The sequence below is a fragment of the Microvirga sp. HBU67558 genome (assembly GCF_018069605.1).
GTDB lineage: Bacteria > Pseudomonadota > Alphaproteobacteria > Rhizobiales > Beijerinckiaceae > Microvirga > Microvirga terrae.
In genome coordinates this window covers 178,929-189,878 of the sequence record NZ_JAGPUP010000562.1, presented here as the reverse complement: position 1 = coordinate 189,878, position 10,950 = coordinate 178,929, and the positions used below count along the sequence as shown (strand labels likewise).

At 66.3% G+C, this 10,950-nt stretch carries 11 protein-coding genes; 2 read left to right on the top strand and 9 right to left on the bottom strand.

Annotated features, from left to right (window positions below; genetic code table 11):
- Nucleotides 1-213 precede the first annotated feature (213 nt).
- The gene (hutH, locus tag KBI52_RS30990; RefSeq protein WP_210812716.1) at nt 214-1,845 is read left to right on the top strand and encodes a histidine ammonia-lyase; all 1,632 of its coding nucleotides are present in this window, start codon (nt 214-216) and stop codon (nt 1,843-1,845) included.
- A gap of 52 nt (nt 1,846-1,897) precedes the next feature.
- On the opposite strand, the gene KBI52_RS30985 is transcribed toward hutH, so the two are convergent.
- A complete protein-coding gene (locus KBI52_RS30985) occupies nt 1,898-2,203 on the bottom strand; it encodes a hypothetical protein (protein ID WP_173949458.1) in 306 nt (101 codons plus the stop codon).
- An 80-nt stretch (nt 2,204-2,283) separates the two neighbouring features.
- Between KBI52_RS30985 and KBI52_RS30980 the strand changes: the two genes are divergently transcribed.
- Nucleotides 2,284-2,799 carry a GNAT family N-acetyltransferase gene (locus tag KBI52_RS30980; protein ID WP_173949457.1) on the top strand — a complete coding sequence of 172 codons (516 nt, stop codon included), beginning with the start codon at nt 2,284-2,286 and terminating at the stop codon, nt 2,797-2,799.
- Nucleotides 2,800-2,805: 6 nt separating this feature from the next.
- Here the strand turns inward: KBI52_RS30980 and KBI52_RS30975 are convergent, their stop codons facing one another.
- From KBI52_RS30975 to KBI52_RS30940, 8 genes are all read right to left on the bottom strand, one after another.
- On the bottom strand, nt 2,806-3,246 hold the full coding sequence (locus KBI52_RS30975) for an N-acetyltransferase (RefSeq protein WP_210812715.1): 441 nt from the start codon (nt 3,244-3,246) through the stop codon (nt 2,806-2,808).
- A 10-nt stretch (nt 3,247-3,256) separates the two neighbouring features.
- Nucleotides 3,257-4,495: an allantoate amidohydrolase gene (locus tag KBI52_RS30970; RefSeq protein WP_210812714.1), complete on the bottom strand. Its 1,239-nt coding sequence runs from the start codon at nt 4,493-4,495 to the stop codon at nt 3,257-3,259.
- A 214-nt stretch (nt 4,496-4,709) separates the two neighbouring features.
- Nucleotides 4,710-5,753: an NAD(P)/FAD-dependent oxidoreductase gene (locus tag KBI52_RS30965; protein ID WP_173949454.1), complete on the bottom strand. Its 1,044-nt coding sequence runs from the start codon at nt 5,751-5,753 to the stop codon at nt 4,710-4,712.
- Between the two features lie 70 nt (nt 5,754-5,823).
- Nucleotides 5,824-6,138, bottom strand: coding sequence for a 2Fe-2S iron-sulfur cluster-binding protein (locus KBI52_RS30960; protein ID WP_173949453.1), 315 nt, complete (start codon nt 6,136-6,138; stop codon nt 5,824-5,826).
- A gap of 106 nt (nt 6,139-6,244) precedes the next feature.
- A complete protein-coding gene (locus KBI52_RS30955; protein WP_173949452.1) occupies nt 6,245-6,958 on the bottom strand; it encodes an ABC transporter ATP-binding protein in 714 nt (237 codons plus the stop codon).
- Nucleotides 6,955-7,731 (bottom strand): ABC transporter ATP-binding protein, encoded by a 777-nt coding sequence (locus tag KBI52_RS30950; RefSeq protein ID WP_173949451.1) that lies wholly within the window; start codon nt 7,729-7,731, stop codon nt 6,955-6,957. Before KBI52_RS30950 ends, KBI52_RS30955 begins: the two co-directional genes overlap by 4 nt.
- Complete coding sequence (locus tag KBI52_RS30945; RefSeq protein ID WP_247654745.1) at nt 7,728-9,584, bottom strand: ABC transporter permease; 1,857 nt, start codon at nt 9,582-9,584, stop codon at nt 7,728-7,730. Before KBI52_RS30945 ends, KBI52_RS30950 begins: the two co-directional genes overlap by 4 nt.
- A gap of 4 nt (nt 9,585-9,588) precedes the next feature.
- A complete protein-coding gene (locus KBI52_RS30940; protein WP_210812713.1) occupies nt 9,589-10,794 on the bottom strand; it encodes an ABC transporter substrate-binding protein in 1,206 nt (401 codons plus the stop codon).
- Between the last annotated feature and the right edge of the window lie 156 nt (nt 10,795-10,950).

The following is a 10,950-nucleotide window of genomic DNA, read 5'->3' as shown; positions in this document are numbered from 1 at the left end:
CGATCCGGTGAGGCACCGGCGCTTCAGACAGGCGAGATCACCGGGACAAGCCCGGTGATGACGGGGGCAGGATCAGGACGGGCCATCCCGATCCGAACAGGCGCGGCGCTTCAGACAAGCGCGATCACCGGCACAGGCCCTGTGACGACGGCGAGGCGGTTGCACGACGTTCGAAGCCTCGGTATCCCTTTTTCTTCAACGTGAGGAACAGCGATGACGGTCAAGCTCGACGGCGCCACTCTCGGCATTCAGGATGTGGTGCGTGTGGCGCGCCCCGATGCCAGCGGAGCCTTTGCGCCCGCCGCCCTGACCCCGGAGGCACGCGAGCGCATTGCGGCGACGCGGGATTACATCGACCGCACCTGGATGCACGACGACGCGCCGCTCATGTACGCCTTCAACACGGGCGTCGGCCTGTTCAAGGACCAGCGCGTCCTCATCAGCGACATGGCGGCCTACCAGCGCAAGACGGTCTATGCCCACGCCACTGGGGTCGGCGAGCCGTTCGCCGAGGACGTAACCCGCGCCATGATGCTCCTGCGGGCCAATGCGTTCGCGTCGAACTATTCCGGCCCCCGCGTCGAGCTGGTCGAGCGCCTCATCGCGTTCGTCAATGCGGGCCTGCATCCGGTCATTCCGCAAAAAGGCTCCGTCGGCGCGTCGGGCGACCTCGCGCCGCTCGCCCATATGGCTGGCGCGGTCTGCGGATTCGAGGAGGCCGAGATGATCTATCGCGGCCGCCGGATGCCGGCCCGCGAGGCCATCCGGGCGGCCGGCTTCGATCCCGATTTCGAGCTTGGCGCGAAGGATGCTTCGGCTCTGATCAACGGCTCGACCACGTCGCTTGCGCTCGGGGCGCTGGCCACGCACGACGCACGCCGCCTGCTGAAGCAGGCGGACATCGCCATGTGCCTGTCGCTCGAAGCCATGCGCGGCGAGCTCGCGGCCTTCGATCCCCGCGTGCACAAGGCGCGCCCTCATCCGGGCCAAGCCCGCGTCGCCCGCAATCTGCTGCGCATTCTCGACGGCACGAAGCGCTGCTCGCAGGCTGCGCGCGACATCGTGTTTCCCGACGAGCCGCGTCAGCCCGGAGCGCCGGCGGCTCCCCGCGTGCAGGACGTCTATTCCCTGCGCTGCACGCCGCAGGTTCACGGGCCCGCCGTCGAGGCCGTGGAATACGTGGAGCGCATCATCGGCACGGAGATGAACTCCGCCACCGACAACCCGCTGATCTTCGACGACGGGCAAGGCGGCTACGTGTCGATCTCGGGCGGTCACTTCCACGGTCAGTACATGGCGCAGGCCATGGACTTCCTCGCCATTGCGATGGCCGATCTCGGGGCGATCTCCGAGCGGCGCCTCGCGCGGCTGATCGATCCCACCATGTCCTACGGCCTGCCGCGCAACCTGCTCGCCGGCAAGCGCGGGCTCAACACGGGATTTGCAACCGTGCAGTGCTCCCTGTCGGCGCTGGTGATGGAGAACCGCGGGCTTGCGACGCCGGGCTCGGTCGACTCGATCCCCGGCAAGTCGAATGCGGAGGATCACGTGTCCAACTCGACCTGGTGCGGGCGCAAGGCACGCACCGTCGTCGAGAATGTGGAGCAGATCGTGGCCGGCGAGTTGCTGATGGCCGCGCAGGCGCTCACGCTCGTGGAGCCGCTCGCGACGGATCATCCGCTCGGCAAGGGTTCGCGCGCCGCCCTGGAGGCGATCCGGGCCATTATTCCGCCGGCGCTCGATGGCGACCGCTGGTACGCGACCGAGATGCGCCAGGCGCTCGATCTCGTGCGCGCGGGCGCAGTGGTCGAGGCGGTCGAAAGCGCCATCGGCGAGCTCGAGTAAAGAAAAAGGGCCCGGTGAGACCGGGCCCTGAATGGCTTCGCCCTGCGCGTGTTCAGCGGCAGCGGCGGACCTCGCGATACACGACGCGTCCGTTGGGCCGCACCACGCGCTCGCGCACCGTGCGGCAGCGCTCGACCCGGCCCCAGCCTGGCCGCACGCCGCAATCCCTCACGGTCCGGAAGACCACGCGGCCATTCGGAAGCACGGTGCGGACGCGGCGCGTGACGCACTGCACATTGTCTACAAGGCTTGGCCCCTGCAGCTGCTCGGCGCCGAAACGGGCCTGCGCCTCCTGCGGTGCAGCAAAGAAGCCGGCGCCAAGGACAAGGGCAAAGGCGGGGAGAATGATGGCTCGCATGGTCCATTCCTTATGTTGTGAGGAGGGGCTGACGACAACGACGTGTCTATGCCATGGTTCCTGAAGCTGGAATGAACCTCATGTCGTCACGCGTTATGATCCGTCCCGTTCATGTCTCGGATGCCGCCGAGCTGGTCGCTGCCAACCTCGCCAGCATCGATCTGCACGAGCCCTGGGTTTCGCCCTGCCGCGATCATGCGAGCTTCCTCGGTTATCTCAACCGCTGCGACGGCGATCGCTCCATCGGCTTCATTGCCCGTGAGCGGGCGAGCGGAAAAATCGTCGGAGTGGTGAATCTGAGCGAGGTCGTGCGCGGCTTCTTCCAAAGCGCCTATATGGGCTATTACGGCATGGCCGGCACCAGCGGGCGCGGGCTCATGAGCGAGGCGGTGAGGCTCGTGGTCTCGCATGCCTTCGGCGAGCTCGGGCTGCACCGGCTGGAGGCGAACATCCAGCCGGGGAACGGGCCATCCCGTGCGCTCGTCATGCGGCTCGGCTTCCGTCAGGAAGGCTATTCACCGCGCTATCTCAAGATCAACGGGGAATGGCGCGATCACGAGCGCTGGGCCGTGCTCGCCGACGAGTGGCGCGGCTGATCCGCATCAGGCGACGGGCCCGAGCTTCTTCTGCAGAAAGAAGCGGCTGCCGCCGACGGGATAATCCTTGAGTTCGCCGAAGATCTCGTATCCGAGGCGCCGGTAGAGTTCGAGAGCCCTGGGGTTGAGCGTGTCGATCCACGCCGAGCGGCAGCCCTTGTTTCGGGCCTCGTCCTCGGCCATCGCGATCAGCTGCGTGGCAAGTCCCATGCCGCGAAAGGCTTCAGGCACGAAAAGGAGCTCGATGGCGAGCCAACCGCCGTTCATGCGGCCGCACAGTCCCCCGACAGGCTCGCGGCTGTCGGGATCGATGATGGCAATGGCGAGATCCCGGCCCGGCGGATGGCCGGCGAAAAGAGTTCTGTTGAAGTCTCGCACGCCTTCCAGGACGATCGGATGCAGCGCGCAGGCATCGTCGACGAACGCAATTATCGGAGCCTGCTTCATGATGTGGATCTCACGCGGCAATCTGCTTGACCGTGTCCATCAGCACGCGGGCCGCCACATCCGCGTCCTCGATGGTGATCGACTCAGCCGGGTTGTGGCTGACGCCGCCCTTGCAGCGCACGAACAGCATGGCGGATGGGCAAAGGCCCGCCATTGCGACCGCATCATGACCGGCGCCCGAGGAGAGATGCAGCGGCTCGATGCCGAGGCTCCTCATGGCCTCTTCGAATTTTCCGGCCAAATCCTTGTCCATGGGCGTCGCGGGCGATTCCATGAACGGCTCGATGGCGAAAGTCACGCCGCGCCGCTGCGCGGCGGCCTGGCATTCGGTGATGATGTCTTCCACCATCGCAAGGCGCACGGCATCGTCCGGTGAGCGGGCATCGAGCGTGAAATCGACACGTGCCGGAATGACGTTGATCGCGCCGGGCTGCACCTGCGCGACGCCCACCGTCGCTACCGTGTCGGTGCGCGTCGAGCCTGCGCGCTCGACGATGCCGATCATCTCGGCCACGGCCGCGAGCGCATCGCGACGCATGGTCATCGGCACGGTGCCCGCATGGCCCGCTTCGCCGATTACGCTGCAGCGCGCCCGCGTGATGCCGTTGATGGCCGACACGATCCCGACAGGCAGATCCTTTGCTTCGAGGAGCGGCCCCTGCTCGATGTGCACTTCGAGATACCCGCGGTACCGCGCCGGATCCCGGGCAAGCGCCGCGATCCCGTCCGGGTCGCCGCCGAAGCGGATCAGCGCCTCGCGGAAGGTGGTCCCGTCCCGGTCCCGACCGTCGAGCCAGGCCGGGTTGAACCGGCCGGCAAGCGCCTGGGACGTGGAGAGGTTGCTCGGGAAGCGCACATTCTCCTCGTCGCCGAAGGCGACGACCTCGATCGGGCAGGCGGGGGCAATGCCCTGCTGCCGCAATGCCTCCACCACGGCGATGCCGAGCACAACACCGAGGTTGCCGTCATAGCGGCCCGCATCGACCACGGAATCGATATGGGAGCCGACGAGGAGGGCAGGGGCTTGCGGATCGGTGCCCTCGATCCGACCGATGACGGATCCGAGGGCATCGATATGGGCGTTCAGCCCCGCCTCGCGCATCAGGCGGAGCGTGGCGTCCGCAGCCCGGCGATGGGCGTCGGAGAGATAGAGGCGGGTGAGGCGGCCGGGTTCGTCCGTGTGCTGGGCGAGGTCCTCGATCATCGCCATCACGCGGCGGCCGAGGGTGAGATCTGTCGCGGTGGTCATGGACCGGAGAGTTTCAGGAACCGGCCTGCTTCGCAAGAGGAAGAGCAATGGCTTTGAAGGCGGAGCCGGATCGCATTGGACATCCCACGTCATCACCGGCCTTGTGCCGGTGATCTCGATCGGAAACGCTCGGGGCTCCACGGAATCGGGATGGCCGGGACAAGACCGGCCATAACGTGCAGAGTGTGTTGGTGAAAGGTCGGTGTGAAAGGCCTCAGGCCGCGACGCCGAGCTTCTTCTGCAGGCTCGTGGACGAGGTCGTGTACTGGAACAGGAGCTTCTTCTCCGGATACACGTAGCGGTGCACCTTCTGGGCCGCCAGGGCGCCCTCATGGAAGCCTGAGAGAATGAGCTTCAGCTTGCCCGGATAGGTGTTGATGTCGCCGATGGCGAAGATGCCGGGCACGTTGGTCTCGAACTTCTCCGTATCGACCGGGATCAGGTTCTCGTGCAGGTTCAGGCCCCAGTCGGCAATGGGGCCGAGCTTCATGGTGAGGCCGAAGAACGGCAGCATCACGTCGCAATCGACCGTGAACTCCGATCCGTCGTCCTTGCGGATCACCGCGCCTTCCAGAACGGGCTCTTCGCCCTTGAGGGAGGTCACCTGGCCGAGATGCAGGTCCATCTCGCCGGACGCCACAAGGGAGCGCATCTTCTCCACCGTGTGCGGCGCAGCCCGGAAGGCGTCGCGGCGATGGAGCAGGGTCAGGCGCTTGGCGATGGGTTGCAGGTTCACGGTCCAGTCGAGGGCGGAATCGCCGCCGCCGACGATGAGGACCTTCTTGTTGCGGAACATCTCCATCTTGCGCACGGCGTAGTACACGCCGGTGCCCTCGTAGGCCTCGATGTTCTCGATCGGCGGCTTCTTGGGCTGGAACGATCCACCGCCGGCCGCGATGATGACGGCCTTGCAGGTGAAGGTGGTGCCGTTCTCGGAGGTCTTGACCCGGAACAGGGGCGCCTCGGGCGTGCCGATGGATTCCAGGCTCTCTACCATCTCGTTGAGGTGGAAGGTCGGATGAAACGGCTCGATCTGCGCCATCAGGTTGTCGACGAGCCCCTGGCCGGTCACCATCGGGAATCCCGGGATGTCGTAGATCGGCTTCTCCGGATAGAGCTCGGCGCACTGGCCGCCCACCTTGGGCAGGATGTCGATGAGGTGGCATTTGATGTCGAGGAGGCCCAGTTCGAACACGGCGAACAGGCCCACGGGCCCGGCACCGATGATGACGACGTCCGTTTCGATATGGTCGGTCATGAACAGGCTCCTTCGAGAGACCCTTTCGAAGCACGGTCTCTTCAGCTTTGGCAATGTGGCAGGGTGACGGTCAGGCCCCGGTCGGCGCGAGGGTGACCTCCAGGCCGTCGAGTTCGGGGGTCCAGAGGATCTGGCAGGAGAGGCGCGAATTGGGCTGCGTCATCACGGTGTCGAGCTGGTCCTCTTCCTCCTCGGTGGGGGGATAGAGCCTGCCGAGCCATTCCTCGGCGACGAAGACGTGGCAGGTCGCGCATTCGCAGGCACCGCCGCACAGGCCCTCGATCGGCAGGCCCCAATCCCGGATGATCTCCATCACCCGCCAGCCCTCGATGGCCTCGAGGGTGTGGCGCTGGCCGGCCCGGTCGGTCACATGGATGACGCCCATGAAGCGGGGATTCCTCTTGCGTACAGTCTGGGATGGGGCGCGGAAGGGGCTGCGCCGGATGGGCTGATATCGTCCTTTCGGCCCGCTCCGTCAACGGTTTAGGGCATCAAACCCCGAGGGTTTCCGCCCTCAGGGCCTTGTCCGCCATGAGCTCGGTCATGGAGCCCTGGAAGCGGATCTCGCCGCGCTCGATGACGCAGGCACGGTCGCTGATGCCGGCGGCGAAGGCCCAGTTCTGCTCGGACAGGAGGACCGCCACCCCCTCCGCCTTCATGGCCCGAATGGCCTCGGCCATCGTCTGGACGATAACCGGCGCGATGCCCTCGGAGGGCTCGTCGAGCAGGATCGCATCCGGGTTGCCCATGAGCGTTCGGGCGATGGACAGCATCTGCTGCTCGCCTCCGGACATCTGGTTGCCGCGCCGTCCCCGCATCTCGGCGAGATTGGGAAATAGGCGGAAAAGCCGCTCCGGTGTCCAGGGCGAGCGGCCGGCTCCGGCGAGGCGCCGTCCCGTCTCCAGGTTCTCCTCGACGGTGAGATCGGTGAAGATGCGCCGGTCCTCGGGCACATAGCCGAGCCCCAGGCGGGCGATCTTGTAGGTCGGCAGCCTGTCGAGGGAGTGCCCCTTGAAGGTGGCCTGCTTGGCCGATGCCGAGACCAGACCCATGACGGCTTTCAGGGTCGTGGTCTTGCCGGCGCCGTTGCGGCCGACGAGGGCCATGACTTCTCCCGCATGAAGGCGGAACGTCACGTCGAAGAGAACCTGGGCGCGGCCATATGAGGCGCAGAGGTTCCAGATCTCGAGCAGCGGCTTGCTCATGCGGGCCTCGTTCCCTTGGGAGCTTCAAGGGCATGCTCGTCCCCGAGATAGGCGCGCTTGACCTCTTCGTTCCGGCGGATCTCGTCGGGTGTTCCGGCCGCGATGATCCGGCCGCGCAGGAGCACGAGAACCCGTGCCGCGTGGCCGAAGACCACGTCCATGTCGTGCTCCGTGAAAAGAACGCCGATCCCTTGCGCGTCGGCAATGGACGCGGTGAGATCCATCAGCTCCGTCCGCTCGCGCGGCGCCATGCCGGCCGTGGGCTCGTCCATCAGGAGGAGCTTGGGCTCTCCGGCCAGCGCAATGGCGAGCTCCACCCGCTTCACGTCGCCGTAGGCCAGGGCGGAGCAGGGGATATCCGCGGCCTCGGCCATGCCCACCCGGGCGAGGAGCTGAACCGCTTTCTCGCGATGACGCTCCCGGGCCGGCGACCAGAGGCCGCCGCTTTGCCGCCGGCAGCTGATCAGGGCCATCTGGACATTTTCAGCAGCACTCATCGACAGGAAGGTCTGCGCCACCTGGAAGGTGCGTCCCACACCGCGACGGAATCGCTTCTGCGGCGAGGCATGGGTGATGTCGTGGCCATCGAGCAGAACCCGGCCGCGGTCCGGGCGCAGCTGGCCGCCGACCATGTTGAACACGGTGGACTTGCCCGCCCCATTGGGCCCGATGACGGCGAGCATCTCGCCGCGCCCGACGGTGAATTCCACGTCGCGGGCCGCCACCACGCCGCCGAAGGATTTCTGCAGGCCGTTCACGGCAAGAAGCGTCATTCACGCGTCTCCCACCAGTCCCGAACCGTGCCGACGAGGCCGCGCGGAAAGATCAGCACCATGGCGATGATGCTCAGGCCGAGCATCAGGCGCCAGAGCGACGTGAGCGGCATGATCCAGTCCCGCAGGGCGTGCAGGACGGCGGCCCCGACGAGCGGCCCCATGACGGTCTGGATGCCGCCGAGGAGCAGCATGGTGAGCGCATCGACGGAGGTCGAGATGCCGAGCAGGCTCGGATCCACCGAGCCGCGGGAGAAGGCATAGAGCCCGCCCGCGAGTCCGGCTGCGGCGCCGGCGATCATGAACGCGAGCCAGCGCTGTTGGCGGATCTTCAGGCCGATCGCCTCCGCGCGGGCTTCCGAGTCGCGGGCAGCCCGCAGGGCATAGCCGAAGGGCGCGTCGATGATCTGTTTCAGAATCAGCACGGCCACGACGGTCAGCGCGGCGGTCAGGAAATAATAGGACACCGGTCCGCCGGCCCAGCTCGCCGGCCAGACGCCGACGATGCCGTTGTCGCCGCCGGTCACTTCGACCCACTGGAAGGCGACAGCATAGAGGATCTGCGCGGCGGCAAGCGTCATCATGGCGAGATAGATGCCGGACAGACGGACCACGAAGGCGCCGATCAGCCCTGCGCCCAAAGCGGCCAGGGCGAGCCCGGCGGGGAGGGCGGCCTCCATCGACAGGCCGAACCACTTCACGGTGAGCGCCGCTCCGTAGGCGCCAAGACCGAAGAAGGCCGCGTGGCCGAAGCTCACGACGCCGCCAACGCCGATGAGGAGCTGCAGGCTGAAGGCGAAGAGCGCAAAGATCAGGATTTCGGTCGCAACCTTCAGCAGATAGGTATCGGCCAAGAGCGGAAGACAGGCGAGCCCCGCCACCACGGCGAGCAGAACGGTGCCGCCGCCAGGCAGGGGTTTGCGGCTGGCAATGCCCACCGCGTGGGACCCACCGATGACCTCGGTCCGGCCGAAGAAGCCGTAGGGCCGGATCGCCAGCACTACGGCCATGAGCAGGAACACCACGACGAGGGTGCTCTTCGGGAAGATCAGGATGCCAAAGGCCTGCAGCTGCCCGATGATGAGCGCGGCCAAAAACGCGCCGGGCACGCTGCCCATGCCGCCGACGACAGTGACGACGAAAGCCTCGGCGATGATCGACAGATCCATGCCGGCATGAGCCGAGACTCGCGGGATCTGAAGCGCGCCGCCCAGTCCGGCCAGGAAGGCGCCGAGGAACATCGTGCCGGTGAACAGCATCGCCTGGTTGACGCCGAGCGACGCCACCATGTCCCGATCCTGAGTGGCCGCCCGCACGAGTACGCCGAATCGCGTCCGGCGCAGGAGAAGCCAGACGAGCCCCAGAACAATAGGGCCGGCTGCGATCAGCACGAGCTCGTAGGACGGGAAGCGCCTGCCGAGAATCTCGACCGGCGCGCGCAAGCCCGGAGCGCGGGGTCCGAGAATGTCCTCGGGCCCGAAGATCTGTACCACGAGATCCTGAACCACCAGCACGACCCCGAAGGTGGCGAGCAGCTGGAAGAGTTCCGGTGCGCCGTAGATGCGGCGCAGGAGCAGGACCTCGACGATGACGCCGATGAGGCCGACGATCAGGGCCGATGCCAGGATGCCGGCCCAAAAGGTCACGGGGCCGAACGAGAGTTCGAGCAGGCGCGGTACCAGGGTGGCGGCCGTGTAGGCGCCGATCATGTAGAGCGAACCATGCGCGAAGTTCACGATACGCGTGACGCCGAACACGATGGTCAGGCCGCAGGCCGTAATGAAGAGCGATGAAGCGCTGGAAAGGCCGCTCAGGGCCTGGACGGCAAGAAAGGAGGGATCCAGCGCCAGCAATCCTCTAGTCCTTCCGCACCGCCTTCACCTCGGCCTCGGTCGGCATGAACGACGTGCCGTCCTTGTAGGACCAGTCCGTCATGCCGCCGGCGGCGCCCTTGAGCACGAGCTTGCCGACCCAGGCGCCCATGCTGGACTGGTTGTCGATGCCGCGCATGGTGACGGGCCCGATGACGGTGTCGAACTTGGCGTCCTCGAGCGCCTTGATCACGGCTTCGGTCTCGGTGGAGCCTGCACGCTCGATGGCATCGCGGATCATGTACACGACCATGTAGCCGAGGAGCGAGCCGAGGCGCGGCGTGTCGTTGTACTTGGCCCGGTAGGCATCGACGAAGGCCTTGTGCTTCGGCTCCGTGATCTGGTCCCAGGGATAGCCTGTCACGGTCCAGCCCTCCGGCACCTCGTCCTTCAGGGGCAGGAGCCATTCGGGCTCCCCGGTGAGGAGCGAGAGGACCGTCGCGCCCTCGAAGAGCCCGCGGGTGTTGCCTTCGCGAACGAACTGGGTGAGATCCGGGCCGAAGAGCACGTTGAAGATGCCGTCGGGCTTGGCCTGTTCGATCGCGGAGACGGTCGCGCCGGCCTCGATCTTGCCGAGCGCCGGATATTGTTCGACGACGATCTGCGCGCCGGGCACGCGCTCCTGGATGAGACGCTTGAACGCCTGCGCGGCCGACTGGCCATACTCGTAATTGGGCGCCACGATGGCCCAGCGCTTTGCTCCCGAGGCCTTCGCCTGATCGACCAGCATGCCCACCTGCATGGTGTTGTTGGGCCGGATGCGGAAGGTGTAGCGATTCCCCTGTGCCATCGTGATGGCATCGGTCAGGGGCTCGGCCGCGATATAGACGATCTTCTTCTGGTTGGCGTAATCGGCCATCGCGACGCCGACATTGGACAGGAACGACCCGAAGAGGAGAACCGCACCCTCACGGGTCACGAGTTCGTCGGCCACGCGGGTGGCGTCGCCGGTCGTGGCGCCGTCCTCCCGGGAAACGATCTCAATCTTGCGGCCGAGAACGCCGCCCTTGCCGTTGATCTCGTCGAGCGCGAGTTGCCAGCCATTGCGGTAGGGAACCGTGAAGGCCGCTTGCCGGGCGTAGGAATTCAACTCGCCGATCTTGATCGGGGCCTGTTGCGCGTGGACCGCCGGTGCTCCGAGCGCGAGCACTGCGCCGAGGGCCAGCGAGCGAATCGCGGAAATCTTCACCATTGCGCGTTCCTTGCCATCGAGAGTCTGGGTGGATTTAGGGCCAATCCAGGTACGAAGAAAGCCCAAATTGCCAAGCTTCATGAATTCCTGCCTTGCTTGAGCCCGGGGGGCAATGACACATTCGCCGCCTTCGTTCCTTGAACACCGACAGGTCCC

What these genes read in the sequence shown, in the direction of transcription:
- hutH (WP_210812716.1), top strand. Translation starts at nt 214, where the DNA reads ATGACGGTCAAGCTCGACGGCGCCACTCTCGGCATTCAGGATGTGGTG.
- KBI52_RS30985 (WP_173949458.1), bottom strand. Translation starts at nt 2,203, where the DNA reads ATGCGAGCCATCATTCTCCCCGCCTTTGCCCTTGTCCTTGGCGCCGGC.
- KBI52_RS30980 (WP_173949457.1), top strand. Translation starts at nt 2,284, where the DNA reads ATGTCGTCACGCGTTATGATCCGTCCCGTTCATGTCTCGGATGCCGCC.
- KBI52_RS30975 (WP_210812715.1), bottom strand. Translation starts at nt 3,246, where the DNA reads ATGAAGCAGGCTCCGATAATTGCGTTCGTCGACGATGCCTGCGCGCTG.
- KBI52_RS30970 (WP_210812714.1), bottom strand. Translation starts at nt 4,495, where the DNA reads ATGACCACCGCGACAGATCTCACCCTCGGCCGCCGCGTGATGGCGATG.
- KBI52_RS30965 (WP_173949454.1), bottom strand. Translation starts at nt 5,753, where the DNA reads ATGACCGACCATATCGAAACGGACGTCGTCATCATCGGTGCCGGGCCC.
- KBI52_RS30960 (WP_173949453.1), bottom strand. Translation starts at nt 6,138, where the DNA reads ATGGGCGTCATCCATGTGACCGACCGGGCCGGCCAGCGCCACACCCTC.
- KBI52_RS30955 (WP_173949452.1), bottom strand. Translation starts at nt 6,958, where the DNA reads ATGAGCAAGCCGCTGCTCGAGATCTGGAACCTCTGCGCCTCATATGGC.
- KBI52_RS30950 (WP_173949451.1), bottom strand. Translation starts at nt 7,731, where the DNA reads ATGACGCTTCTTGCCGTGAACGGCCTGCAGAAATCCTTCGGCGGCGTG.
- KBI52_RS30940 (WP_210812713.1), bottom strand. Translation starts at nt 10,794, where the DNA reads ATGGTGAAGATTTCCGCGATTCGCTCGCTGGCCCTCGGCGCAGTGCTC.